Source organism: Dietzia sp. NPDC055877, assembly GCF_053615975.1.
The window spans coordinates 21,450-45,983 of record NZ_JBSHCV010000005.1; the positions used below are offsets into that span (position 1 = coordinate 21,450).

General features: G+C 70.6%; 20 protein-coding genes. 10 read left to right on the plus strand and 10 right to left on the minus strand.

The annotated features are described in order from the left end of the window. Positions 1 to 41: 41 nt before the first annotated feature. From ACWGLC_RS07785 to benA, 7 genes are all read right to left on the minus strand, one after another. Positions 42 to 1,310, minus strand: coding sequence for a benzoate/H(+) symporter BenE family transporter (locus tag ACWGLC_RS07785; protein WP_452099352.1), 1,269 nt, complete (start codon positions 1,308 to 1,310; stop codon positions 42 to 44). Continuing rightward, positions 1,307 to 4,159 carry a LuxR C-terminal-related transcriptional regulator gene (locus ACWGLC_RS07790; protein WP_452099353.1) on the minus strand — a complete coding sequence of 951 codons (2,853 nt, stop codon included), beginning with the start codon at positions 4,157 to 4,159 and terminating at the stop codon, positions 1,307 to 1,309. The genes ACWGLC_RS07785 and ACWGLC_RS07790 overlap by 4 nt, the downstream gene beginning before the upstream one ends. Positions 4,160 to 4,163: 4 nt before the next feature. After that, complete coding sequence (locus ACWGLC_RS07795; protein WP_452099507.1) at positions 4,164 to 5,624, minus strand: MFS transporter; 1,461 nt, start codon at positions 5,622 to 5,624, stop codon at positions 4,164 to 4,166. 71 nt (positions 5,625 to 5,695) lie between these two features. After that, on the minus strand, positions 5,696 to 6,529 hold the full coding sequence (locus ACWGLC_RS07800; RefSeq protein ID WP_452099354.1) for a 1,6-dihydroxycyclohexa-2,4-diene-1-carboxylate dehydrogenase: 834 nt from the start codon (positions 6,527 to 6,529) through the stop codon (positions 5,696 to 5,698). Beyond that, positions 6,526 to 8,514 carry a benzoate 1,2-dioxygenase electron transfer component BenC gene (gene benC / locus ACWGLC_RS07805; protein WP_452099355.1) on the minus strand — a complete coding sequence of 663 codons (1,989 nt, stop codon included), beginning with the start codon at positions 8,512 to 8,514 and terminating at the stop codon, positions 6,526 to 6,528. The genes ACWGLC_RS07800 and benC overlap by 4 nt, the downstream gene beginning before the upstream one ends. A 97-nt stretch (positions 8,515 to 8,611) precedes the next feature. Further along, complete coding sequence (gene benB / locus ACWGLC_RS07810) at positions 8,612 to 9,121, minus strand: benzoate 1,2-dioxygenase small subunit (protein WP_452099356.1); 510 nt, start codon at positions 9,119 to 9,121, stop codon at positions 8,612 to 8,614. Between the two features lie 32 nt (positions 9,122 to 9,153). Then, on the minus strand, positions 9,154 to 10,569 hold the full coding sequence (benA, locus tag ACWGLC_RS07815) for a benzoate 1,2-dioxygenase large subunit (RefSeq protein ID WP_452099357.1): 1,416 nt from the start codon (positions 10,567 to 10,569) through the stop codon (positions 9,154 to 9,156). Positions 10,570 to 10,917: 348 nt separating this feature from the next. Here benA and catA point away from each other — a divergent pair, with 348 nt between their 5' ends. From catA to catC, 3 genes are all read left to right on the plus strand, one after another. Beyond that, positions 10,918 to 11,784: a catechol 1,2-dioxygenase gene (gene catA, locus ACWGLC_RS07820; protein WP_452099358.1), complete on the plus strand. Its 867-nt coding sequence runs from the start codon at positions 10,918 to 10,920 to the stop codon at positions 11,782 to 11,784. 109 nt (positions 11,785 to 11,893) lie between these two features. Beyond that, entirely contained in the window at positions 11,894 to 13,015 is a 1,122-nt protein-coding gene (locus ACWGLC_RS07825; RefSeq protein ID WP_452099359.1) for a muconate/chloromuconate family cycloisomerase, read from the plus strand. A gap of 73 nt (positions 13,016 to 13,088) precedes the next feature. Then, positions 13,089 to 13,373, plus strand: a complete 285-nt coding sequence (gene catC / locus ACWGLC_RS07830; protein ID WP_452099360.1) for a muconolactone Delta-isomerase — start codon at positions 13,089 to 13,091, stop codon at positions 13,371 to 13,373. A 154-nt stretch (positions 13,374 to 13,527) separates the two neighbouring features. Here catC and ACWGLC_RS07835 read toward each other — a convergent pair whose 3' ends face one another. From ACWGLC_RS07835 to pcaD, 3 genes are all read right to left on the minus strand, one after another. Beyond that, complete coding sequence (locus tag ACWGLC_RS07835; RefSeq protein WP_452099361.1) at positions 13,528 to 14,739, minus strand: acetyl-CoA C-acetyltransferase; 1,212 nt, start codon at positions 14,737 to 14,739, stop codon at positions 13,528 to 13,530. A gap of 66 nt (positions 14,740 to 14,805) precedes the next feature. After that, positions 14,806 to 15,663, minus strand: coding sequence for an IclR family transcriptional regulator (locus ACWGLC_RS07840; RefSeq protein ID WP_452099362.1), 858 nt, complete (start codon positions 15,661 to 15,663; stop codon positions 14,806 to 14,808). Then, entirely contained in the window at positions 15,660 to 16,451 is a 792-nt protein-coding gene (pcaD, locus tag ACWGLC_RS07845; protein ID WP_452099363.1) for a 3-oxoadipate enol-lactonase, read from the minus strand. The genes ACWGLC_RS07840 and pcaD overlap by 4 nt, the downstream gene beginning before the upstream one ends. Before the next feature lie 106 nt (positions 16,452 to 16,557). Between pcaD and ACWGLC_RS07850 the strand changes: the two genes are divergently transcribed. The 7 genes from ACWGLC_RS07850 to ndk all read left to right on the plus strand — a co-directional run bounded on the left by ACWGLC_RS07850 (position 16,558) and on the right by ndk (position 24,333). Then, a complete protein-coding gene (locus ACWGLC_RS07850) occupies positions 16,558 to 17,325 on the plus strand; it encodes a CoA transferase subunit A (RefSeq protein WP_452099364.1) in 768 nt (255 codons plus the stop codon). Next, entirely contained in the window at positions 17,322 to 17,951 is a 630-nt protein-coding gene (locus ACWGLC_RS07855; protein ID WP_452099365.1) for a 3-oxoacid CoA-transferase subunit B, read from the plus strand. The genes ACWGLC_RS07850 and ACWGLC_RS07855 overlap by 4 nt, the downstream gene beginning before the upstream one ends. Before the next feature lie 105 nt (positions 17,952 to 18,056). After that, complete coding sequence (locus ACWGLC_RS07860) at positions 18,057 to 19,049, plus strand: malate dehydrogenase (protein ID WP_452099366.1); 993 nt, start codon at positions 18,057 to 18,059, stop codon at positions 19,047 to 19,049. Between the two features lie 99 nt (positions 19,050 to 19,148). Next, positions 19,149 to 21,860, plus strand: coding sequence for a valine--tRNA ligase (locus ACWGLC_RS07865; RefSeq protein WP_452099367.1), 2,712 nt, complete (start codon positions 19,149 to 19,151; stop codon positions 21,858 to 21,860). After that, the gene (gene folC / locus ACWGLC_RS07870; protein WP_452099368.1) at positions 21,857 to 23,455 is read left to right on the plus strand and encodes a bifunctional tetrahydrofolate synthase/dihydrofolate synthase; all 1,599 of its coding nucleotides are present in this window, start codon (positions 21,857 to 21,859) and stop codon (positions 23,453 to 23,455) included. Before ACWGLC_RS07865 ends, folC begins: the two co-directional genes overlap by 4 nt. After that, complete coding sequence (locus ACWGLC_RS07875; protein ID WP_452099369.1) at positions 23,452 to 23,889, plus strand: DUF4233 domain-containing protein; 438 nt, start codon at positions 23,452 to 23,454, stop codon at positions 23,887 to 23,889. The genes folC and ACWGLC_RS07875 overlap by 4 nt, the downstream gene beginning before the upstream one ends. Before the next feature lie 30 nt (positions 23,890 to 23,919). After that, on the plus strand, positions 23,920 to 24,333 hold the full coding sequence (ndk, locus tag ACWGLC_RS07880) for a nucleoside-diphosphate kinase (RefSeq protein ID WP_230930849.1): 414 nt from the start codon (positions 23,920 to 23,922) through the stop codon (positions 24,331 to 24,333). Positions 24,334 to 24,534: the final 201 nt, after the last annotated feature.

Here is a 24,534-nt window from a genome sequence, read left to right on the forward strand (position 1 = left end):
GACGGCCGACATCCCCGAACAGCCCGTCCCGCGGCAGGCCGTCAGGACATCGAACGGCGTTCGAGCAGTGCGGTCACGAGCATGCCCAGGACGATGCCCCAGAACGGCGCCGAGATGCCCATCAGCGAGACGTCGGCGACAGTCACCAGGAAGCAGATGAGGGGGCCGAGTGCGCGGTCGGTCCGGAACGCGGTGACGAACGCCCCCTGGAGTGGGGCGAGCATCGCCAGCCCGCCGAGGGTCGCGATGAACGCGGCGGGGGTGCCCAGGATGAGCCCGACGAACGCCGGCGAGAGGATGCCCACGACCAGCGCCAGCGCGCCGTTCGCGATCGCGGCCGCGTAGTGGCGCTCGCGCTCGCCGGAGGACACGAGCAACGCGTTGGTCGGGCCGGTCAGGCATGTGGAGACGGCGCCGATGGAGGCGACCAGAAGCGACCACACGCCGGAGGCGGTGGCACACGCGGACACCGGCGGGTGATGGCCGCGGCCGCGCAGGACGGCGATGCCCTGGCCGTTCTGCACCACCAGCACGGTGATGGCGAGCGGGACCACCAGTTCGGTGATCGCGCGGAGGGTGAACTCGGGTGCCTGGAACACGGGGGCTGCCACGAGGCCTCCGTCGAGTACCCCGCGGGACAGGCCGCCGGTCAGGACCACGGCGATGATCCCGGCGACCATCGCCGCGAGGATCGGGGGGAAGACCCGGGCGAGCCGAGGTACTGCGCCGACGACGACGAAGGCCATCGCCATCGGGAGGGCCACGGTCAGGGAGGTCCACACGGCGTCGACCAGTCCGAGCCCGAACTGGAGGAAGACACCGGCGACCATCGCCATGATGATCGGCATGGGGATCCAGTCCATGAGCCGTCGGGCGAGCCCTGACAGGCCGACCGCCACGATCAGCAGACTCGTCACCACGTATGCGCCGAGGACCTCGGACCAGCCCAGGTGTCCGAGGGAGTTTCCGACGATCACGGTGCCGGGGATGGTCCAGAAGAACGCGAGCGGGGTGCGGTAGACCCAGCTCATGAGGATCGTGAGCAGTCCGTTGGCGAAGAACACGCCGAAGATCCACGACGACAGCTGCGCGGGGGAGAGCCCGCCCTGGGCGCCTGCGGTGAGGATGACCGCCACGGGGCCGGTCGCGGAGAAGATGAGCGCGATGAGGGCGTTGGCGAACTCGCGGGGGCCGAGATCGGTGAGGACCTGACGGGGCGAGGGCCGGCCGGGCGGGGCGTCCGGGTCGTTCTCCCCGGTTGACACACCGGTGGGGGTTCCGGGCGTGCGGACGTCGGGGCGGTTACTCATTGGTCTCCCGGGGGGTCGGGTCTGAAGGGCTCGGCGTTGCGCGAGACGTAGACCGCGAGTTCGGTCCGGCCGCTGATGCCGAGCTTCGAGTAGATGCGGGTCAGGTGGTACTGCACGGTCTTGACGGACAGGAACAGTTCCTCGGCGGCCTGGGCGTTGGTGCGGCCGTCCGCCACTAGCGTTGCCACGGCCCGCTCCTGAGGGGTCAGCGTGCTGTTCCCGCCGGTGCGGGTGACGTCCACGCCACCGGCGCGGCGTTCGCGGTCGCACCGCTCCACGTATGCGCGGGCGCCGAGCTGCTCGTAGATGTCGCGGGCGGTACCCAGCGCCAGGTGCGCCTCACGACGTCGTCCCGCCCGGCGCAGGGTCTGCCCATAGCCGAAGTGCATGCGCGCCGAGTAGTAGGGCATCGCCAGGCCGTCGAGGTGCTCGAGGCTGCGCCGGAAGATCCGATTGCACTCGTCGACGTCCCCACGTACCGCGGCGATGCGGGCGCGGACGGCGCCGAGGCGGGCGAGGGTGGAGCGGTGCCCCTGGGCCTCGGCCCGGGATTCCGAGGGGCCGATGAGCCCCTCGGCCTCGTCCAGCCTGCCGCCCAGCACGAGGGCGTGGGCGTACAGGTCGTGCCAGGGCCAGAACCCGGGCTGATCGATGTCCATCGCATGGGACAGCGAGACGATCGGCTCGGCGGCCAGCCGGACGGACGTGTAGTCGCCGCTCGCGGCGGCCACCTGCATGCGGGCCATCGCAGACGGGATGATCTGCATGGGGTAGGCGTCGCTGCTGGTGGTGAGGCTGCGCAGGTGGGCGGCGGCCCCGAGGTGGTCGCCGCGCATCGAGCGGATGACGGCGCCGGACCAGTGGATGACAGGGGCGAGCAGATCCAGTTCCAGATCATCGACTCGTCGGGCGGCGGTATCGACCACCCGCAGGGCGTCGTCCCACTCCCCGCGGATCGTGAGCGTCCGGGCGAGCCATGCTTGGGCGAAAAGCGAAATGCGGGCCGAGCCGGAGACATCGGCGGTCGGGACGGCCGAGCCGAGGTGCCGGCGGGCGGTCTCGAGATCGTCGCGGGCCAGGGCGATCCAGCCTGTCGCCATCTCGAAGCGCTGGGCCACGGCCGGGGCGAGCCCGGCCAGCCGGTCGTCGATCGCGGGGCCGGTATAGGTCCCGCCGTCGATCGCACTGCCCAGCAGTTCGACGGCGCGGGCCTCCTCGATCTCGGGGCGGTCCCGGGCGGGGCTGGAGATGACCACCGCCGCCCAGTGCCGGATCCGGTCGGGACGCCATTCGCACAGTGAGTGGACGACGTACTTCTGCGCGAGTGCGAGCGCGACGGACGGCTCTGCCGGTGCGTGCGGGTCCTTGTCCGCACCGGCGGTGAGGGCGCGGCCCAGCTGGGCCTCTGCCTCACGGGCGTGGCCGAGATGCAGAGCGAGCGACCCCAGGACGGCGTCGCGCCGAGCGTTCTTGCGTACCCGCTCGAGTGCGTGGGACAGGGCGCGGGCCTCGCTGATCCGCCCGGAGTTGATGAGCGCGTCGATTCCGTCGACGTGCAGCTCGCGTGCGGCATCGGCATCTGGATTGAGCGCCGCAGCGGTGAGGAAAGCCCGGCCCGCGTCGCTCCAGTGGCCGGCGCGGGCGTGCTCGAGCGCGCGGATGCGCAGGTTCTCGGACAGGTCCGGGTCCGGCCCGGTCGACGCCGACGCGCGGTGGTCCAGCGCCGCGTCTGTGTCGTGGAGCTGTTCGGCCACGCCGGCTGCCAGTGTGTGTAGTTCCAGCAGGAGGCTCGGCGCGAGGCTGCGCAGCACCGACGTGCGCAGGAGGGGCGAGCGGAAGAGGATCCCGGCGGCACCTGGGGACAGGTCCATCCGCATCAGGCCGGCCTCGTGGGCGGCGTCGAGCGCGGACGAGACCACGGCCTCGTTCGGGGTGCTCCCCGTCCGCGCGGTGATGAGGGCGGCCAGGGAGGTGAGCGTGACCGGCGGCGCGAGCACCGCGGCGGCCTCCAGTACAGCGCGCTGGTCGGGGTCCATATCGGCGAGCAGCGCGACGGTCTCCCGCTCGACGGAGGCGGGTAGGGGAGGCACGGAGAACGGGGACCCCCACCACGAGTCGGGGGCCTCGTCGACCACCGTCGCCACCGCTCCCGCCTCGCCACCGGTGAACTCGAGCAGTTGACGGGCCGCGGCGGCGGAGGGTTCCCGGCCTGTCCGGGTGGCCACCAGTTCGCGGATCTCGGACTGATCGAGTGGGCCCAGGCGCACCGTCTCCCGGGCGAGCTGTGCGCACAGCGTCGCGGACGGGCCGCGGGCGGGGCTTCCGAGGGTGAGGACGAGCAGCACCGGGGTCGGGCCGGCCGCCTCCAGTGCCGAGGCGAGCACCCGCAGGGAGTCGGGATCGCAGTACTCGGCATCGTCGATCACGATGACCGTGCCGGGACCGGCGGCGGTGAGAGCGCGCGCCACGGCGTCGACAAGGACGGCGAATCCGCCAGGCGCGCCCCCGGGTGCGTCACCGGGCGAGTCGGACTCCGGCTGCTCGGTGGCAGGGGGATCGAAGCCGGGCTCGGGCCGACGCGGCAGATCGGCCTCCGGCCGTGGCAGCCGGTCCAGGACGCGGGCCGCCACCACCCATCGCGCGTCTTTCTCCCACGGCAGAGCCCGGACCAGCACCGCGGTGATGCCGGTCAGCTGGACGAGCACGGAGTCGACGAGATGACTCTTGCCGCCGCCGTCGGTGGCGGACACCACGACGATCGAGGAGGTCGAGCGCGCCACCGCGCCGTGGATCGCCCGGAGACGGTCCACGGCGCGGTGGCGGCTGTGACGCGGGAGGGAGGTGGTCATTCCGTCAGCCTAGGGTCGACTCCGACCGCGAGTCCGGTGTCGCGACAGAGTCGACCGATGCGGTCCCGGGCTCGAATACCAGCGGCGCCTCGGGCTCGGCGGGGGCCGCCGGCTCCTCCGTGACCGGCGATCGCGGGACGGCCAGGGTCAGGCCGGCGCCGACCAGCGCGATACCGCCGAACACCAGGAACGAGGTCTCCGCCCGGAGACCACCGGCGACGAGCAGCCCGCCGATGACCGGCCCCAGGATGCCGCCGAGGCGACCGAAGCCGGCACACCAGGCCACCCCCGCCGCGCGGGCACCCGTCTCGTAGTAGTTGGAGACGAAGCCGTACAGCAACACCTGGGTGCCGATCGTGCCCATCCCGGCCGCCGCCACGAGCAGCACCATGAGCGCGAACGGGGGGGAGATGGTGATCACGACCAATGCCAGTGCGGCCAGGACGAACGAGCAGGCCACGATCACGCGCGGGCCGTGACGGTCAGCGAGCCACGAGGCGGCCAGGCCGCCGATGATCGCACCGCCGTTGAGGACCAGCAGGAAGCCGAGCGAGCTCGTGGCGTCGATACCGTAGGTCTCCATGATCGTCGGTAGCCACGTGTTGAGTCCGTAGGTCAGCAGCAGGCCGGCGAAGCTCATGAACCCCAGCAGGAGCGTGCCGAATCGGTAGTCGGGGGACAGCAGGGCGGCGAAGCCGGTACGTGAACGGGCCCGGGTGGGCGCGTTGTCGTCGTCGCTCCCGGGTGCGGCCGGCTCCACGGCGCCGGGTGCCTCGACCACGGCCATCGCCCGCGGCAGACCGTAGGCGTCGCACACCGTGCGGGCGCGCTCGACACGGCCACGGGAGGCCAACCACCGCGGCGACTCCGGGAGCGCGAACCACGCGTACGGCAGCACCGCCACCAGTGGCAGCGCGCCGATGAGGAACAGCCCGCGCCACCCGATGTGGTCGCGCAGGATCATCGCCAGTGCCGAGGCGACCACACCACCGGCGGGGATGCCGCTGTAGACCACGGCGTTGAACAGGTTCCGTCGCCCGGCGGGCGCGAACTCGGCGATCACCGCGCCTGCGGTCGCCACGATCGCACCGATCCCGACACCGGTGAGCAGGCGCAGGATGCCGAACGTCGTGATATCCCGCGCCAGGGCGGTGGCGGCCATACCGACCGAGAACCAGGCGACCGCGCCGAGCATGATCCTGCGTCGGCCGATCCGGTCACCGATCGCACCGGCGCTGAGCGCGCCGATCATCACGCCGACCAACGCGTACGAGCCGAGAGCACCGGCCTGGGCCGCACCGAGCGCGCCGATCTGCGAAGGGTCGTTCATCAGGGTCGGCAGCACGGCACCGTAGACGACGAGGTCGTAGCCGTCGAACAGGATGGTCAGCGCCACCACGGCGAGCACGCCGTACACGGTGCGCCGATGCGCCGGGGACTCCCACACAGGCTGGGCAGGGGCGATGGACACGGAAGAGCTCCGTTCGGTGGGGTACGGGGAGGGCAGGGCTACGGCCCGGGTCGGGGTGGGAGGCGTCAGCCCTGGTCGCCACCGGCGACGGGCAGGACTGATCCGGTGATGTAGGAGGCCTCGTCCGAGGCGAGGAAGCAGATGGGCGCGGCCTGCTCGTGCAGCGTTCCGTAGCGGCCCAGCGCGGTGGACTCGACGGTCTGGTCGACGATCTGCGAGTACCAGGCCTTCTCCTGCTCGGTGCGGGCGTCACCGCCGCGGGAGATCCGACGCTCGGGGGCGAGCGTGCCGCCGGGGGCGGTGGCCACCACCCGGACCCCGTGGGGTGCGGCCTCGAGCGCGAGGGCCGAGGTCAGCCCGTTGACACCCCCCTTGGCCGCCGCGTACGGCACGCGGTTGACACCGCGCGTGGCCACGGAGGAGACGTTGACGATCGTGCCGGCACCGCGGTCGACCATGTCTGGCAGCACGGCGCGGCACATCCACAGCGTCGGGAACAGCGAGCGCTGTACCTCCGCCTCGATCTGGTCGGCGGAGTACTCGTGGTACGGGCGCGCCCAGATCGTGCCGCCCACGTTGTTGATGAGCACGTCGATCCGGCCGTGCGCCGTCAGCGCGGCGTCGGCTGCGGCCCGCGCCCCTTCGAAGGTCTCGAGGTCGGCCTCTACAGGTGTCACCCGGATCGATTCCGGCGAGACGGTGGTCAGCTCGTCCGCGACGGAGGTGATGAGGTCGGCGCGGTCCACCACGGTGACGGCGCCGCCCTCGCGGACGACCCGGTCTGCGACCGCGCGGCCGATGCCCTGCACGGCTCCGGTGATGAGGACCGACCGGCCGGCGAAGCGGCCCGGCGAGAGGACGGGGGGCACGGCATCGTGCTCGCCGACGGGCGCGCTCACGACGCCGCCCCCAGCCCCTGACGGTCCATGGCGGTCCGCATTGTGGCCTTGGCGTGCGCGGTGTGCCGCCGGATCAGGTAGCGGGCCGCGTCACGGTCGCCCGTTTCGAACGCGTCGACAATCTCGAGATGCTCGGGGACGATGTCCTGAGACACCCAGCGCGCGTCCGGCAGGACGCTGTTCATCACCTGCGTCACCTCCAGCAGTCGGTAGGCCTGCAGCAGCGAGTCGTTGCCGGTGCAGCGGAACAGGAACTCGTGGAACTGGGAGTTGGCGGCGGTGAACTTCTCCGGGTCGAGGAAGCGGTCGCCGTCGATGTACTGGTTGGCGGATTCGGCCAGCATCCGGAACTCGGACAGCCGCGCCCGGTCGAGGCGTCCCATGGTCAACTCGACCACGCCGAGCTCGAGCGCCATGCGGGCGTCGAACTGGGCGTCCGAGTGGCTGATCGCGGGGTGGATCTCGCCGCTGACGACGCCGGGCCCGGACGTGATGGTCTCCGAGCGTGGGGTCGCCTGTGTCGCCGCGGTGGGGAGGGCGACCGGCGGCGGGGTGTACCCGTCCGGACGCGCGGCGATGGGCGCACGGGGCTCGGCGACAACACCCGGGGCGGGGAACAGGCCGGGAGCGGGCGGGGCGTGGCCGTCGGGTCGCGCGGCGATCCCCGCGAGCGTGTCGGGCGTGTGGGCGACGGCCGGGTGGGTACCCGGGGCGGGCGGGGTGTAACCGCGCGGGCGGGCTTCGATCGAGGGGATCGGGTCGCCGGGCAGCCGCGAGACGCGCTTCGCGCCGGCGGACGGGAGGGGCGTGACGGGTGCGGTGGCCGGGGCGGGAGCCGCCGGCGCCGCGGGGGAGGACTCGCCGACCGGGGCGTCGACGACGAGAACGGCATCCACCTCGCCTTCGTCCGCGGCGACGACGCCGGTCTCGGAAGCGGCGACCTCCTCCGCCGGAGCGGCCTGCTCACCGGCCGGCGCACTGGCCGGGGTGAACTTCTCGTAGTAGAAGTGCGTGACCTCCAGGCCCTCGGCGTCCAGGTGGCCGCGTACGGCCTCGACCATCGGGGGAGGACCGCAGAGGTAGATGTCGGCGGCGCCGTCGTGGAGGTGATCCGGAGTGATCAGGCTCGTCACATAGCCGGAGTTGGGGTGCACGGTCTCCGGGTCGGCCACGACGAGGTCCCACGTCATGCCCGGGATGCGGGTCGTGTACTCGTCCAGCAGATCGGTGTACACCACGTCGGTGTCGAAGGAGGTGCCGTAGACGAGGTGGATCGGGCGGCCGGTGGTGCCGGCCGCCGCGAGGGTCTCCAGGATCGACAGGACCGGCGCGAGGCCGGTGCCGCCCGCGAGCAGCAGGAGGGGACGGGTCGACTCGCGGAGGAAGAACGAGCCCATCGGCCCGGTCAGCTCCAGCCGGTCGCCGATCGCGCACCGCTGCGCGAGGTACTCCGACATCGCGCCGCCCTCGGCGTACTTGATGAGGAACGACAGCCGGGCCGCGTCGGCGCCGGTGGAGAAGGAGTAGGAACGCGTCTGGTCGGTGCCGGGGACCGAGATGTTCACGTACTGGCCCGGCAGGAACGCCAGGGCCGCGCGGTCATCGAGCTCCACGGTCAGGGCGAACGCACCCTCGGCCAGCCGATCCACGGCCGTGACCGTGGCGGGGTGCGCGGCGGCCGTCGTCTTGGCCACGTCCGAGGTGGTGGGGATCTGCACCACCAGGTCGGAGGTCGGGACCATCTGACACGGCAGGCAGTAGCCTGCCGCGGCCTCGTCCTTGGTGAGGGCGTCGTCGATGTAGTCGCCGCCGTCGAACTCGCCGGACTCGCAGAGGGACTTGCAGGTGCCGCAGGCTCCGTCACGGCAATCGAGCGGGATGTTGATCCGCGCCTTGTACGAGGCGTCGGCGACGGTCTCCGTCGGGCCGCAGTTGACGAAACGCGTCACTCCGTCCTCGAAGCTCAGGGCCACCTTAAAGCTCATGGGTTTCACTCCTGGTCACTGGCGATATCGGCCGCTGAGGCGCGGCCCCTGGTCAGGGGGCCGGCCCGGCAGACGACCGGGCCGGCGCCGGGGTGGGTCACACCATGTAGACGTCGACGATGTGATGGATGTAGTCGTTCTTCAGCACGACCTTCTTGTACGTGATCAGCGGGGACTCGCCGGTCACGTCGAGCGTGTAGAAGGAGGTGCCGAAGTACTGGTCCGTGGTGTTGTACCGGAAGTACGACGACAGCCAGTTGAAGCGGATGTCGACCTCGCCCGGGCGGCGCTCGAGAACCTCGATGTTGCTGATGAGGTGATTCGTCCTCGGCTCGGGTAGGGACGTGGCCGAGGAGCGCTCGGTCCGGATCCGGAACACGCGGTCCTCGATGCCAGCCCGGTTGGGGTAGAAGATCAGGCTGATCTCGGAGTACGGATCGGTGGTGAGCTCACCGCCGTCGTCCCAGGCGGGCATCCAGTACATCGCGTCCTCGCGGTAGCACTCGATCCACTGCTCGAACTGGCGGTCATCGAGCAGCCGGGCTTCACGGAACAGGAAGGCGGAGATCTCGTCGACCGTGATCGACGCCGTCGCAGGTGCGGACATGGTCAGTCCTTTCTCGCTGTAGTGGGCGGGGATCAGGCGTCGGCGGTGATTGCGGCGCGGTCGGTCACGCCATTGGCGGCCGGGGCCTTCGCGGAGGGCTTCTCCTCCGCGTCGACGGCGCGACGCATGGTCTCGAGCCAGTAGCCGTGCTGGACCGGGTACAGGCCCTCGTCCTCGGTCTTGGCGCCGGAGGACAGCACGTTGTTCATGCCGAGCCCGAGGGCGGTCTCGTCCGGGCCGTTCAGCTGGTGAGTGCTGCCGCGGGTCATGTCGTTCCACGGGGCGGCCTCGGCGAGGTAGGTCTTCTGGCAGGAGCGGAACTCCTCCAGGTCGTCCGGGGTCGCCATGCCGGTCGCGTTGAAGAAGTCCTCGTACTGGCGGATGCGCGCGGCGCGGGCCTCGGCGCTCTCGCCCTTGGGGGCGATGCAGTAGATCGTGACCTCGGTCTTGTCCACGGAGATCGGCTTGAAGTGCCGGATCTGGCTGGAGAACTGATCCATCAGGTACACGTTCGGGTACAGGCACAGGTTGCGCGAGGCGCCCACCATGAACTCGGCCTTCTTGGTGCCGATCTGGTCGGCCAGCTCCTGACGCCGCTCCCACAGCGGGCGGTCCTCGGGGTTGCCCCACCACATCCACAGCAGCAGGTGGCCATGGTCGAAGGACCAGTAGCCGCCGCCCTGCTTGCCCCAGGTCCCGGCGTCCATGGCCTTGGTCTCGTTCTTGGACTCGCCCGAGCCGCGTCGGGCGGTGGTGGCTGCGTAGTTCCAGTGTGTGGCCGACACGTGGTAGCCGTCGGCGCCGTTCTCGGCCTGGAGCTTCCAGTTGCCGTCGAAGGTGTACGTGGACGAGCCGCGGAGCACCTCCAGGCCCTCGGGGGACTGGTCGACCATCATGTCGATGATCGTGCGGCTGTCTCCCAGGTGCTCTTCGATCGGCAGCACGTCCGGGTTGAGGCTGCCGAACAGGAAGCCGCGGTAGTTGGCGAACTTGGCGACGCGCCGCAGGTCGTGGGAGCCGCCGGAGTTGAACTGCTCCGGGTAGCCGGCGTCGCGGGGGTCCTTGACCTTGAGCAGTTCGCCCGAGTTGGAGAACGTCCAACCGTGGAACGGGCAGGTCAGGGTCGTGCGGTTGTCGGTCTTGCGGCGGCACAACATCGCGCCGCGGTGCGAGCACGCGTTGACGAGGAGGTTGAGCTCCCCGTCCTTGCCGCGCGTGATCACCACGGGCTGGCGACCGATGTCGGTGGTGAAGTAGTCGCCCACCTCCGGGATCTGGCTCTCGTGGGCCAGGTACACCCAGTTGCCCTCGAAGATGTGCTTCATCTCGAGTTCGAAGATCTCCTCGTCGGTGAAGATCCGACGGTTGGCGCGGACGATGCCGTCTTCGGGGCGGTCCTCGAGAGCGGTGTCGAGGGTGTGCTGCAGGTGATCGAGTCGCTCCGACATCGAATCCTCCTCGCGTGGTCGGGGCCGGCCGATGGCGGCCTGTTGCCGGTTTCACACAACAGTGCCCAATTGTGGGTCGGGTCACACTAGGGCAATGCCTAGTCGTGCCTAGGTGCTCGGCGTTCGGTGGGCGAACGCACGCGCAATCTCCGCACGTCCACCTGCGGAAACGATCCTTTACAGTTCGACATGCGCACAATGTGCGTTCTACGTTTGTAGATTCAGTGATTGACGACACAGATGCGCGGGGGCACAGTGTGGACATCGGTCAGACGGAAAACAGCGCCGAGACCAGGCGAGGTCCCTCCGCTCCGATCCACCTCACCCCCCACGTCACCAGGGAGCGTCATGTCCACCACCGCAGTCCCCACCGCCGCCGGCTCCGGCAGCGCAGCCACCGACAGGTTCAAGGGCAACCGAGTCAGCTCGGACACATCGAAGGAGCGTGCCGCCGCGATCTACAAGGACGTCCTGACCAAGCTGTCCGAGGTCATCTTCGAGCACGAGGTCACCTACGCCGAGTACCGCGTCCTCAAGCAGTGGCTCATCGAGGTCGGCGAGGGCGGCGAGTGGCCGCTGTGGCTCGATGTTTTCCTGGAGCATTTCATCGAGGACTCCAACAGCCGGATCTTCACCGGCACCAAGGGTTCGATCGAGGGTCCCTACTACGTGCCGGGCGCCCCGAACCTCGGCTCGAAGGGCACCATGCCCATGCGCGAGGACGAGAAGGGCACCGCGCTGGTGTTCAAGGGCCAGGTCCGTGACCTGGACGGTAAGGGCATCGAGGGTGCGAACGTCGAGCTCTGGCACGCCGACTCCGACGGCTACTACTCGCAGTTCGACGACGGCATGGGCATTCCCGAGTGGAACCTGCGCGCCACCTTCTCCACCGACGCCGAGGGCAACTATGAGATCACCACGATCCAGCCCGCGCCGTACCAGATCCCCCACGACGGGCCGACCGGCGAGTTCATCGCCAGCTACGACGGCCACCCGTGGCGTCCCGCGCACCTGCACCTCAAGGTCACCGCCCCGGGCAAGCGACTCATCACCACGCAGCTCTACTTCCAGGGCGGTCAGTGGGTCGACGACGACGTCGCCGGCGCCGTCAAGCCCGAGCTCACCCTGGATCCGAAGCCGAACGCGGCCGGTGTCGACGAGGTCACCTACGACTTCGTCCTCGACCCGGTCTCCGACGCCCGGTACGTCGCCTGATCAGGGCGCGCGCCCGACCCACGACCCCGTGACGGGGTTTCCCACCGCCCGCCCCGGCCGCCACACGCGGTCGGGGCGTCGGTGCCAGCAGCGAAACGAGGACCGATCCATGCCCGATATGACCATCCGTTCCGTCGAGACCCGCATTCTCGACGTCCCGCTGATCCGGCCGCACAAGTTCGCCACCACCACCGCGACCAGGCAGTCGATCCTGCTCGTGTCGGTGACCACCGACGACGGCGTGGTGGGTTACGGCGAGGGCGTCACCCCCGGCGGGCCATGGTGGGGCGGTGAGTCCGCGGAGACCATGCAGGTGCTGGTGGAGAAGTACCTCGCCCCGGTCGCGGTGGGGCGTCGGGTCGACGAGGTGCCGGCGGTGCTCGAGGCGATGGAGGGCGTGGTCGCGCGCGGCCGGTTCGCCAAGGCGGCCCTCGAGATCGCGATGTTCGACGCCTGGGCCCGCACGCTCGACGTCCCCGTCCGGTCGCTGCTCGGCGGCGCGGTCCGCGACTCGATCGAATGCACCTGGGCGCTCGGCGCGATGCCGCTGGACGAGATGGTCGAGGAGATCGACGAGCTCCTGGCCTCCGATCGCCACCGCACCTTCAAGCTGAAGATGGGCGCCCTGGACCCGGCCGAGGACGTGGCCCGGATCGCCGCTCTCGCCGAGCGGCTCGACGGCCGCGCCGGCCTTCGGGTGGACATCAACGCCCGGTGGGACCGCTTCACTGCCAACGTGCACCTTCCGGCGCTGGTGGAGGCGGGTATCGAGCTCATCGAGCAGCCCACGCCGACCGAGCAGTTCGAGGTGCTGGCAGAGCTCAACCAGACGCTGCCGCTGCAGTTCATGGCCGACGAGTCCGTGCAGTCGCCGCACGACGCGCTCGAGATCGTCCGACGCGATGCCGCCGGCGTCATCGCGGTGAAGACCACCAAGCTCGGCGGCCTGACCCGGAGTAAGGAGGTCGTGGCCATCGCGCGCACGGCGGGCGTGGCCTGCCACGCGGCGACCTCGCTCGAGGGCCCCATCGGCACGATGGCCTCGCTGCACCTGGCATGCGCCGAGCCCGGCTTCAACTACGGCTCGGAGTTGTTCGGCCCGCTGCTGCTGGCCGAGACGTACGTGACCACCCCGATCCGTTACGAGGCCGGCCGCGTGCACCTGCCGGAGGGCCCGGGCCTGGGCGTGGAGCTCGACCACGACGCCGTGGAGAAGTTCACCCGCCACTGATCACCCGGGTCGCGGGCCGAACGGGCCGCGACCCCCGACGGACATCACCGCTCAACCCCAGGAGAGAAACGACATGGCACTGTTCCACGTACACATGGACGTCAATATTCCGCACGACCTGGACCCGGAGGTCCGCGCCGAGACCGTCGCCCGCGAGAAGGCCTACAGCCAGGAGCTACAGCGCTCCGGCAAATGGCGCGAGCTCTGGCGCATCGTCGGCCAGTACTCCAACATCAGCATCTTCGACGTGGAGTCGGCCGACGAACTGCACGAGATCCTCCAGGGGCTGCCCCTCTTCCGGTACATGGACATGGAGGTCATGGCGCTGACCCGTCACCCGTCGCGGGTCGACGACTGACGTAAGGGAGCTCGCGCAGGCGCACGCTCAGGCGCCGACGCGCCGGGCCAATCGAGACGTCGAGGCCGGCACCCACAGCGGGTGCCGGCCTCGACGTGCGTCAGCGGTCTCAGGGCAGCCCGCCACCGGGTCGGGTGCGGCTGCGCGCGAGGGGTCAGACGCGCTCGAACACCGCGGCCAGGCCCTGCCCGCCGCCGATGCACATGGTCTCCAGACCCCACTGCGCGTCGCGGCGGACCATCTCTCGCGACAGTGTGGCGAGCATGCGGGCGCCGGTCGCGCCGACGGGGTGGCCGAGCGAGATTCCGGAACCGTGCGGGTTGAGGTGCTCCGAGGTCGGGTCGATGTCCCACTCGCGCATGACGGACAGCGCCTGCGCCGCGAACGCCTCGTTGAGCTCGATGACGCCCATGTCGGCGAGCGTCAGGCCGAGGCGCCCGAGAGCCTTGGCGGTGGCCGGGACGGGCCCGATTCCCATGGTCTCCGGCGCTACGCCCGCGACGGCCCACGAGGCGAGCCGGACGAGCGGGGTCAGGCCGAGGGCGGCCGCGTTGTCGGCGGTGGTGACGACGCACATCGCCGCGCCGTCGTTCTGCCCTGACGCGTTGCCCGCCGTCACTGTGGCATCCGGGTCGGTGCGTCCCATAATGGGGCGGAGTCCCGCGAGCGCCTCGACGGTGCTGTCGGCGCGGGGGTGCTCATCGGTGTCGACGACGACGTCGTCGCCCCTGCGCTGCGGAACGCTCACCGGCATGATCTCGTCGGCGAACACGCCGGACTCCTGGGCGGCGACAGCGCGCTTGTGCGACTGCACGGCCAGCTCGTCCTGCTCCTCGCGGCCGATTCCGTACTCGCGGCGGAGGTTCTCGGCGGTCTCGATCATGCCGCCATCGATGACGTGCGAGTGGCCGCCCACGGTGGTGCGGGCGCGGCCGAGACGGTCCACGAGCGAGACGCCGTCACCCTTGATGCCCCAGCGAGGGGACGGGGTGGCGTAGAACTCGACCTGGCTCATGGACTCGACGCCGCCGGCCACCACCAGGTCGACGCCCCCGGAGGCGACCTGCAGCGCGCCGGTGATCACTGCCTGCAGGCCGGAGCCGCAGCGGCGGTCTAGCTGCATGCCGGGAACGTCGATGCCGAGCGGCGAGTCCAGGGCGGCGATCCGGCCGATCGCGGGCCCCTCGCCACTCGGCGAGCCCTGACCGAGGATCACGTCGTCGACGTCCGCACTGGTCAGTCCGGTGCGTTCCACCAGGGCGGTGAGCAGCCCGGTGGCGAGGGCGCCCGCGTCGAGGTCGCGGAACACGCCGCCGAAGCGGCCGACCGGGGTGCGTAGGGGTTCACAGATGACGACGTCACGCATGGTTTCTCCTCAGGGGAAAGGGGGGCTGGGGGCGAAGGGGGCCGGCCGCTTCCGGGCCCGGGCGAGCTAGCGGTTGACGGTGCCGAGATCGGCGGACAGGGCGCGCGCGGCGTCCAGGATGACGGGGACCAGGTCGTCGTGGAGCTGCTCCAGGGAGTATCGGGCGGCGTGGGTCGAGACGTTGAGTGCGGCGACGACCCGCCCGTCACGGTCGCGTACCGGCGCGGCCAGTGAGCGGAGTCCGGGCTCGAGCTCCTGGTCGACCAGTGACCATCCGCGCGCGGAGATGACGGCGAGCTCGGCTCGCAGTGAAGCCTCGTCGGTGAGACCGTGCGGGGTGATCGCGCGCATATCGGTGTCCGCCAGGTAGGCGTCGAGCTCGTCCCCCGGCAGCGCGGCCAGCAGTACCCGGCCCATCGAGGTCGCGAACGCCGGGAATCGAGTGCCGATGGTGATGCCGATGTTCATGATGCGCCGGACCTGGACGCGTCCGACGTAGACGATGTCCGACCCGTCGAGCACGGCCACGGACGAGGACTCGTCGAGGCGGGCGCTGAGCTTCTCCAGGTGCGGCTGTGCCAGTTCGGACAGCGGCATCGAGGACAGGTAGCTGTAGCCCAGGTCCAGCACGCGCGGGGTCAGCCAGAAGCTGGTGCCGGCGGTGTCGACGTAGCCGAGCTCGACCAGGGTGTGCAGGAATCGACGCGCCGTGGCGCGGGTCAGTCCGGTAGCGCGGGCCACCTCGCTGAGGGTCTGCCTCGGGTGGTCCGCGTCGAAGGCGGTGATCACGGCGAGACCGCGCGCCAGGGACTGGACGAAGTCGGGGGAGGCGGACCGCTCGACGGTCGACGTGCCCGTGGGCTCGGTGGTCGCGGCGGGGTCGGTACTCACTGCATCTGCTCTCTCGGTGCTGGAGGCGGTCATACCCGGCCCGGGGCGGAGGCGGCGGTGAGGTGGTCACGTAGCACTTCGGTGACCCGGTCGGGGATCTCGACGGTGGGGACGTGGGCGGCGGGGGAGAGCGTCACGAACCTCGAACCCGGGATGCCGTCCGCGATCTCGCGGAGCACGTCGGGCGGGGTGGAGGGGTCCTCGTCCCCGGCCAGGACCAGCGTCGGGCAGCTGATCCGGCCGAGGTCGGCGCGGTTGTCCCAGCCGGAGAGTGCGTCGCACGCGGCAGCGTAACCCTCGGCTGCGGTCCCCACGACCATCTCGCGGAGTCGCGCCACCAGTTCGGGTTCCGCCTCGGCGCGGGCGGGGGTAATCCACCGGGCGACCACCGCGTCGGCGACGGCCTCCGTCCCGCCCGCGCGGACGGCCGCGGCGCGCTCGATCCACCCGGACGGCTCCCCGAAGCGCGCGGCGGTGCACAGCAGCGCCGCCGAGAGGATCCGCTCCGGCGTGTTGACGGCGAGCCACTGGGCCACGGCGCCGCCCAGTGACAGGCCGGTCACGTGGAATCGGTCCACCTCCAGCGAGTCGAGAAGTGCGAGTACGTCGCCCGCGAGGTCGGCGATGGTGGCCGGGCCGGGAACGACCGCCGAGCCGCCATGACCGCGATGGTCCACGGCCACGACGGTGTGGTCGACCCGCAGGTCTCGCGCCTGCGCGTCCCACATGCGCCGGTCGGATCCCAGGGACCCGAGCAGTACCACGACGGGAGTCTCCGGTGAGCGGGGGCCGCTGACCTCGTACGACAGGGTGGCGGGCATGCATCCGTCCTTTCGTGGGCGATCGGTGATGGGCACCACGATACGTCCAATGTGTGCGAATTGCGAACGCTTGTACAATCTGCGAACACGCACTACGGTGCGTGACATGACCAACAAGATCTTCGCCTCGGCCGCCGACGCGGTCGCGGATATCCCGGACGGCGCCTCCCTCGCCGTGGGAGGTTTCGGTCTGGTCGGCATTCCCGCCGTCCTCATCGACGCGCTCCTCGAGCAGGGTGCAACCGATCTGCGCACCGTCAGTAACAACTGCGGCACGGACGGATTCGGCCTCGGCAAGCTCCTCGAGGCCCGGCGTATCTCCCGGACCACCGCCTCGTACGTGGGCGCCAACAAGGAGTTCGCCCGTCAGTACCTGAACGGCGAGCTCGAGGTGGAGCTCACGCCGCAGGGCACCCTCGCCGAGCGCATGCGCGCCGGCGGCGCCGGGATCCCTGCCTTCTACACCCCGGCCGGTGTCGGCACGATGGTCGCCGACGGTGGCCTTCCGCTGCGCTACGACGGACAGGGCGGGGTGGCCGTGGCCTCCGAGCCCAAGGAGGTCCGCGAGCTCGACGGTGTGCCCTACGTGCTCGAGCACTCCATCGTCACCGACTTCGCACTGGTGCACGCACGCAGGGCGGACACGGCCGGCAACGTGCAGTTCTACGGCACCGCCCGCAACTTCAACCCGGATGCCGCCATGTCGGGTCGCGTCACCATCGTCCAGGCGGAGGAGATCGTCCCCGCCGGCGAGATCAACCCGGCCGACGTACACCTGCCCGGCATCTTCGTCCAGCGTCTCGTCGAGGTCGGTCGCCAGGAGACCGGTGTCGAGATCGAGAAGCTCAGCAGTAAGGGAGAGGACCGGTCATGAGCTGGACCCATGAGCAGATGGCGGCCCGCATCGCCGCCGACTTTAGCGACGGCCAGTACATCAACCTGGGTATCGGCATGCCGACCCTCATCCCGGACTATTTGCCCGAGGGCGTCCAGGTCACCCTCCACTCGGAGAACGGCATCCTCGGTGTGGGCCCGTATCCGACCAGTGAGCAGCTGGACCCGGAGATGATCAACGCCGGCAAGGAGACCATCACGGCCGCGCCGGGCGCCGCGTTCTTCGGTTCCTCGGACTCGTTCGCGATGATCCGCGGCGGCAACGTCGACGTTGCCGTGCTCGGTGCGATGCAGGTGTCTCAGGTCGGCGACCTGTCCAACTGGATGATCCCCGGTGCGATGGTCAAGGGCATGGGCGGCGCGATGGACCTCGTCCACGGTGCCGGCAAGGTCATCGTGATGATGGACCACGTCACCCGCAAGGGCGACATCAAGCTGATGGCCGAGAACACGCTGCCCTACACCGGTCGGGCCTGCGTGCAGCGTGTCGTCACCGACCTCTGCGTCCTCGACATCACCGACGAGGGCTTCCGTCTGGTCGAGCTCGCCCCGGATGTGACGATCGACGAGGTCCGCGAGAAGACGGGCGCCCCGGTCCACGCCTGACGAGCCCGGCCGCCGGGTGTACGTCGCGTCGAGCGTCCGACACGGGGTCGGATCCTCACTAGTGTGAGGTCCGACCCCGTCGTCGACTCCGGAAGGCCTCCGCGAATGAGCATCCCCACCCCGGTCACCGTCACCGTCACCGGCGCCGCCGGCCAGATCTCCTACGCCCTGCTGTTCCGGCTCGCGGCGGGCGGCGTCTACGGCAAGGACACCCCCGTCAGACTCCGGTTGCTGGAGGTCCCCTCGCAGACCGGCGCGGCGGAGGGCGTGGCGATGGAGTTGGAGGACTGCGCTTTTCCGGCCCTGGCCTCGATCGACATCACCGACGACCCGGCTGTGGCCTTCGACGGGGCCGGCGCCGCCGTCCTGGTCGGTGCCCGCCCCCGCGGTCCCGGCATGGAGCGCGCCGACCTGCTCACCGCCAACGGCGCGATCTTCCGGGACCAGGGTCGGGCGATCAACGACCACGCGGCCGAGGACGTGCGTGTGCTCGTGGTGGGCAACCCCGCGAACACCAATGCCTACATCGCCCACCGCCACGCCCCGGATGTGCCGGCGGAGCGGTTCACCGCCCTCATGCGGCTGGACCACAACCGGGCCCTGAGTCAGCTCGCGGCCCGGCTGGACGCACCGGTGGGGGAGCTGGACCGGGTGGTGGTGTGGGGCAACCATTCGGCCACGCAGTTCCCCGACGTCAGCTACCTGACCCGCGGTGGTGTCCCCGTCGCCGACGGACTCGACCGGCAGTGGCTCGAAGACGATTTCATCCCCCGCGTCGCGCGCCGGGGCTCGGAGATCATCGAGGTCCGGGGCTCGTCGTCGGCAGCGTCCGCGGCAGGCGCATCGATCGTCCACATGCGGGACTGGGTCCGCGGTACCCCCGAGGGGAGCTGGGCCACCGTCGCACTGCCGTCGCGGGGCGAGTACGGCACCGTCCCCGGCGTGGTCACCGGCCTGCCGTGCCGTAGTGACGGCGGGGAGTGGCAGGTCGTCGAGGGCCTGGAGATCGACGACTTCCAGCGTGCGCGCATCGACGCGTCGGTGGCCGAGCTGGTCTCCGAACGTGACGCGGTGCACGGCCTGGGACTGGTCGACTGATCCGGTGTCGCTGATCGGCGCGGGTCGGCCCGCCTGTGCGGGTGGGCCTGCGCCGACGGCGTGTGTCGGCCCCGGGCGCTCACGGCCTACGATGGGCGGGTGACGACTCCAGCTTCCCCCGCCCCGAACACCGACCGCGCGGACGCCCTGCCCGCCTCCTGGAACCCAGGTGAGGTGGAGGCGGAGTTGTATCAGCGTTGGGTCGACGCCGGTTACTTCGAGGCCGATTCCGCCAGCGCCAAGCCCGCCTATTCGGTGGTGCTGCCGCCGCCCAACGTGACGGGCAGCCTGCACATGGGGCACGCGCTCGACCACACCCTGATGGACGTGTTGACCCGACGCAAGCGCATGCAGGGTTTCGAGGTGCTGTGGCTGCCGGGCATGGACCACGCCGGCATCGCCACCCAGACCCTCGTCGATCGCAAGCTCCGCGAGGAAGGCATCGACCGGCACGAGATCGGCCGTGAGGCCTTCATCGACAAGGTCTGGGAGTGGAAGGCCGAGTCCGGCGGCACGATCGGCGAGCAGATGCGCCGACTCGGCGACGGCGTCGACTGGTCGCGCGAGCGGTTCACGCTGGACGACGGACTGTCCCGCGCCGTGCAGACAATCTTCAAGGAGCTGTTCGACCAGGGCCTGATCTACCGGGCCGAGCGCCTGGTCAACTGGTCGCCCACGCTCCAGACCGCGATCTCGGACATCGAGGTCAAATACGCGGACGTCGAGGGCGAGCTCGTGAGCTTCCGTTACGGCTCGATGGACGATTCGGAGCCGCATCTGGTGGTGGCCACCACCCGTCTCGAGACGATGCTCGGTGACACCGCGATCGCGGTGCACCCGGAGGACGAGCGCTACGCCCACCTGGTGGGCACGCAGATCCCGCATCCGTTCCGCGAGGGCTGGACCATGCGCGTCGTGGCCGACGACTACGTCGACCCCGAGTTCGGCACGGGCGCCGTCAAGGTCACCCCGGCGCACGATCCGAACGACTTCGCGATCGGCCAGCGCCACAGCCTCGAGATGCCCACGATCATGGACGTCACCGGCCATATCACCGGCACGGGCACCCGTTTCGACGGGATGGACCGCTTCGAGGCCCGCAAGGCCGTCCGCGAGGAGCTCGCCGCCCAGGGTCGCATCGTCAAGGAGGTGCGCCCGTACCTGCACTCGGTGGGCCACTCCGAGCGCTCCGGCGAGCCGATCGAACCGCGCCTGTCACTGCAGTGGTGGGTCCGCGTCGAGGAGTTGGCGCGGATGTCCGGTGACGCCGTTCGCGACGGTGACACCGTGATCCATCCGACGAGCCAGGAGCCACGCTGGTTCGACTGGGTCGACGACATGCACGACTGGTGCATCTCCCGTCAGCTGTGGTGGGGGCACCGGATCCCGATCTGGTACGGCCCCGAGGGGGAGGTCGTCTGCGTCGGGCCGGACGACCGGGCGCCCGCCGGCTACACGCAGGAGTCCGACGTGCTCGACACGTGGTTCTCCTCGGCGCTGTGGCCGTTCTCGACGATGGGCTGGCCCGAGCGCACCGCCGACCTGGAGCGGTTCTATCCCACGTCCGTGCTGGTCACCGGTTACGACATCCTGTTCTTCTGGGTGGCCCGGATGATGATGTTCGGCACCTTCGTGGGGCAGCGGCTCACCGGTGATAAGTCGGCCCCGGGCAGGGTGCCGTTCACCGACGTCTTCCTGCACGGCCTGGTCCGTGACGAACACGGGCAGAAGATGTCCAAGTCCAAGGGCAACGGCATCGACCCGCTGGACTGGGTGGACCGCTTCGGTGCCGACGCGCTGCGTTTCACTCTCGCCCGCGGTGCCAACCCCGGCGGCGACCTGTCGGTGGGCGACGACTCGGCCCAGGCCTCGCGCAACTTCGCGACCAAGCTGTTCAACGCCACCCGCTTCGCGCTGATGAACGGTGCGACAGTGGGGACGCTGCCGGAGTCCTCCGCGCTCACCGACGCCGACCGCTGGATCCTCCGGCGTCTCGGCGAGGTGCGCGTGTCCGTCGACGACGCACTGGAACGCTACGAGTTCTCCAAGGCGTGCGAGACGCTCTACCACTTCGCGTGGGACGAGGTCTGTGACTGGTACCTCGAGCTGGCGAAGGTCCAGTTCGGTGGCGACGACGAGGCCCGCTCCTCCGATCGGGCCGGGTACACCAGGCTGGTCCTGGGCCACGTTCTCGACGCTGTGTTGCGGATGCTGCACCCGGTGATCCCGTTCGTGACCGAGACGCTCTGGACCGCGCTGACCGGGCGGGAGTCGCTCGTCGTCGCCGAGTGGCCCGCCGATGTCGTCCCCACCGGCGACGCCGCGGAGTCGGTCCGCCGCGTGGGCGATGCCCAGACGCTCGTCACCGAGATCCGCCGGTTCCGCTCGGATCAGGGGCTCAAGCCCGGCCAGCGGGTCCCCGCCCGCCTGTCACGGACCGACGAGGCGGACCTGCCGTCCGACCTGCTCGACCAGGTCACGTCGCTGGCCCGGTTGACCCCGGCGGAGGCCGACTTCACCGCCACGGCGTCGCTCGAGGTCCGCCTGGGCCTGTCGACGGTCGGCGTGGAGATCGACACCTCCGGGACGATCGATCTGGCCGCCGAGCGCCGCCGGTTGGAGAAGGACCTCGCCGCCGCGCGCAAGGAGCTGGAGACCACGGGCGCCAAGCTCGGTAACGAGGCGTTCCTCGGCAAGGCCCCCGACCACGTGGTGGACAAGATCCGCGCCCGCCGCGACCTGGCCGAGGCCGAGGTCGAGCGCATCGGCGCCCGCCTCGAGGGAATGCCCGCCGGGAGTGGATCGGCGTGAGCGATCGCAAATGGCTCCCGCCGCACGACCCGGAGGAGGGGTGGGACACCCCCACCGAGGAGGACGTCGCCGACATGCTCGGCGAGGACGGCCTCGTGGCCGGCGTCTCCCTCGGCGGGCCGCTCCCCGGTGACGAGGAGGGCGACGGCGACGACCATCTGCCGCCCCGCCCGATCCCCGAGGTCGGCAGCCCCGAGTGGCAGACCGACACGGCCGAGCTGGCCGCGGTCGAGGAGGAGTTGTCCGCCCGGTGGCCCGAGTCCCGCCTCGAGCCCAGCCTCGACCGGATCAGCGAGCTGACCTCGGTCCTCGGCGACCCCCAACACGCGTACCCGGTCGTTCATGTGGCCGGCACCAACGGCAAGACCTCGGTCACCCGGATGGTCGACGCCCTGCTCCGCGCACTGCACCAGCGCACCGGCCGCAACTCGAGCCCGCACCTGCAGACCGTGACCGAGCGCATCGCCCTCGACGGCGAGCCGATCACCGCCCGGTTGTTCGTGGACACCTACCGCGAACTGCAGCCGTACCTCGAGCTCGTCGACCAGCGGTCCGAGGCGGCCGGTGGTCCCCGCATGAGCTACTTCGAGGTGCTGACCGCGATGGCGTTCGCGGCGTTCGCCGATGCGCCCGTCGACGTGGCCGTGATCGAGACCGGGATGGGCGGCACGTGGGATGCCACCAATGTGGTGCGGCCGGCCGTCGCCGTCGTCACCCCCGTCGGCCTGGACCACACCGACTATCTCGGCGAGGACCTCGCCACCATCGCGGGGGAGAAGGCCGGCATCATCCAGCCCGCCCCCGCCGACGACCTGCTGCCCCGCGACCCGGTCGCGGTGATCGGTCGCCAGGAGCCCGAGGCGATGGAGGTCCTGCTGAGGCGGGCCGTCGAGGCGGGCGCCGTCGTGGCCCGTCTCGGCTCGGAGTTCGACGTGATCGACCGCCGCCTGGCCGTCGGTGGGCAGCAGCTCACCCTGCGCGGCCTCGGGGGCGAGTACACCGACGTCTTCCTTCCGCTGTTCGGCGAACACCAGGCCGAGAACGCCGCCACCGCCCTCGCCGCGGTCGAGGCCTTCTTCGGCGCCGGTCCCGGGCGGACGCTGGACCCCGAACTCATCCGCGCCGGGTTCGCCGCGGTCGACAATCCGGGGCGTCTCGAGCGACTCAGCTCGAGCCCCACGGTCCTGGTCGACGCCGCCCACAATGGGCACGGTGGTCGCGCTCTCGCGCAGGCCATCACCTCGGAGTTCGACTTCAAGCGGCTGGTCGCGGTGGTGGCGATGCTCGACGGCAAGGACGCGGACGCGTTCCTCGCCGCGCTCGAGCCGGTCGTCGAGGACGTCATCGTCACCCGGGCGGCCTCGCCCCGGGCGATGGCGCCCGAGGATCTCGCTCGGATCGCCGAAGAGCGGTTCACGTCCCAGCGTGTCCACGTCGTGGACACGCTCCCCGACGCGGTCAGCGCCGCGCTCGACCTGGTGGGGGTCCCCGACCCGACCGCCGACGACGACGTCTCCGGCGTCGGCGTACTCGTCACGGGGTCCGTGGTGACCGCCGGGGCCGCACGCAGCCTGTTCGGAAAGGACGCACAGTGAGCAACCCCGACACCGGCGGCTCCGCCGGCCCCGCGCTCCACGGCACCACAGCACACGCGCCCTCGGTGGATCCGTGGAAGGGGCTGCGCGGCATCATGGCCGGCACGCTCTTCCTCGAGGCCATCGTGATCGGGCTCGTGCTCACGGTGATCGCGCGTCTCGACGACGGCGCCCACTTCCAGTCGTGGAAGGTGTGGTTCGTCAGCCTGCTCGCCGTGGCGATGATCGCGGCCGCGGGACTGCAGCGCAGGCCGTGGGCCATCCCGATGAACATCGTCCTGGCCACACTCGCGGTGGTCCCGGGGTGGATCGTGCACTGGTCGATGGGCGTGTGTGGCCTGATGTTCGCCGCGGTGTGGGCGTACATCCTGTACCTGCGGTACGACCTGAGTCGACGGATAGCCGGCGGGTATCTGCCCAGCCAGCACGACTGAGCCCGCGGCGCTGCTTGTAGCATTGCGTCCGTGACCGAGAGAACCTTCTTCCTCATCAAGCCCGACGGCGTCGAGCGTGGCCTCACCGGCACGATCCTCGCCCGCATCGAGGCCAAGGGCCTGACGATCGCGGCAATGGATCTTCGACAGGTGCAGCGGGAGACCGCGGCCGAGCACTACGCCGAGCATGCCGAGCGTCCCTTCTACGGTGACCTGCTCGAGTTCATCACCTCCGGCCCGGTCGTCGCCGGCGTCCTCGAGGGCCCCCGCGCCATCGCCGCGTGGCGTCAGCTCGCGGGCGGGACCGACCCGGTCGAGAAGGCCGCCCCCGGCTCGATCCGTGGCGACTTCGGTCTCGAGACGCAGCTCAACCTCGTCCACGGTTCGGATTCCGAGGAGTCCGCCGCCCGTGAGATCGCCCTCTGGTTCCCGGGCCTGGCCTGAGGGCTCCGCACCTCCGGGTCGCTGCGTCGACCCGACCTCCTCACGCGCCCGTCGGTCCCCGGACCGGCGGGCGCGTTCTCGTCTGTCGTGCCCGCGCGGCGACGCTTGAGCGTCGGGTGTGGGAGAATGGCCGAAGCTCATCCTGGCGAGTGGTCTACCAGTCCGCCCCGGAACGAGCGCCCGCCACCGTGGCCGGTTCCG

Excerpts from the sequence above, each read along its gene's own strand:
- ACWGLC_RS07850 (WP_452099364.1), top strand. The coding sequence starts at position 16,558 with ATGACCAACAAGATCTTCGCCTCGGCCGCCGACGCGGTCGCGGATATC.
- ACWGLC_RS07825 (WP_452099359.1), top strand. The coding sequence starts at position 11,894 with ATGCCCGATATGACCATCCGTTCCGTCGAGACCCGCATTCTCGACGTC.
- ACWGLC_RS07790 (WP_452099353.1), bottom strand. The coding sequence starts at position 4,159 with ATGACCACCTCCCTCCCGCGTCACAGCCGCCACCGCGCCGTGGACCGT.
- ACWGLC_RS07840 (WP_452099362.1), bottom strand. The coding sequence starts at position 15,663 with ATGACCGCCTCCAGCACCGAGAGAGCAGATGCAGTGAGTACCGACCCC.
- pcaD (WP_452099363.1), bottom strand. The coding sequence starts at position 16,451 with ATGCCCGCCACCCTGTCGTACGAGGTCAGCGGCCCCCGCTCACCGGAG.
- benC (WP_452099355.1), bottom strand. The coding sequence starts at position 8,514 with ATGAGCTTTAAGGTGGCCCTGAGCTTCGAGGACGGAGTGACGCGTTTC.
- catA (WP_452099358.1), top strand. The coding sequence starts at position 10,918 with ATGTCCACCACCGCAGTCCCCACCGCCGCCGGCTCCGGCAGCGCAGCC.
- ACWGLC_RS07835 (WP_452099361.1), bottom strand. The coding sequence starts at position 14,739 with ATGCGTGACGTCGTCATCTGTGAACCCCTACGCACCCCGGTCGGCCGC.
- ACWGLC_RS07855 (WP_452099365.1), top strand. The coding sequence starts at position 17,322 with ATGAGCTGGACCCATGAGCAGATGGCGGCCCGCATCGCCGCCGACTTT.
- ACWGLC_RS07785 (WP_452099352.1), bottom strand. The coding sequence starts at position 1,310 with ATGAGTAACCGCCCCGACGTCCGCACGCCCGGAACCCCCACCGGTGTG.
- benB (WP_452099356.1), bottom strand. The coding sequence starts at position 9,121 with ATGTCCGCACCTGCGACGGCGTCGATCACGGTCGACGAGATCTCCGCC.
- ACWGLC_RS07860 (WP_452099366.1), top strand. The coding sequence starts at position 18,057 with ATGAGCATCCCCACCCCGGTCACCGTCACCGTCACCGGCGCCGCCGGC.
- catC (WP_452099360.1), top strand. The coding sequence starts at position 13,089 with ATGGCACTGTTCCACGTACACATGGACGTCAATATTCCGCACGACCTG.
- benA (WP_452099357.1), bottom strand. The coding sequence starts at position 10,569 with ATGTCGGAGCGACTCGATCACCTGCAGCACACCCTCGACACCGCTCTC.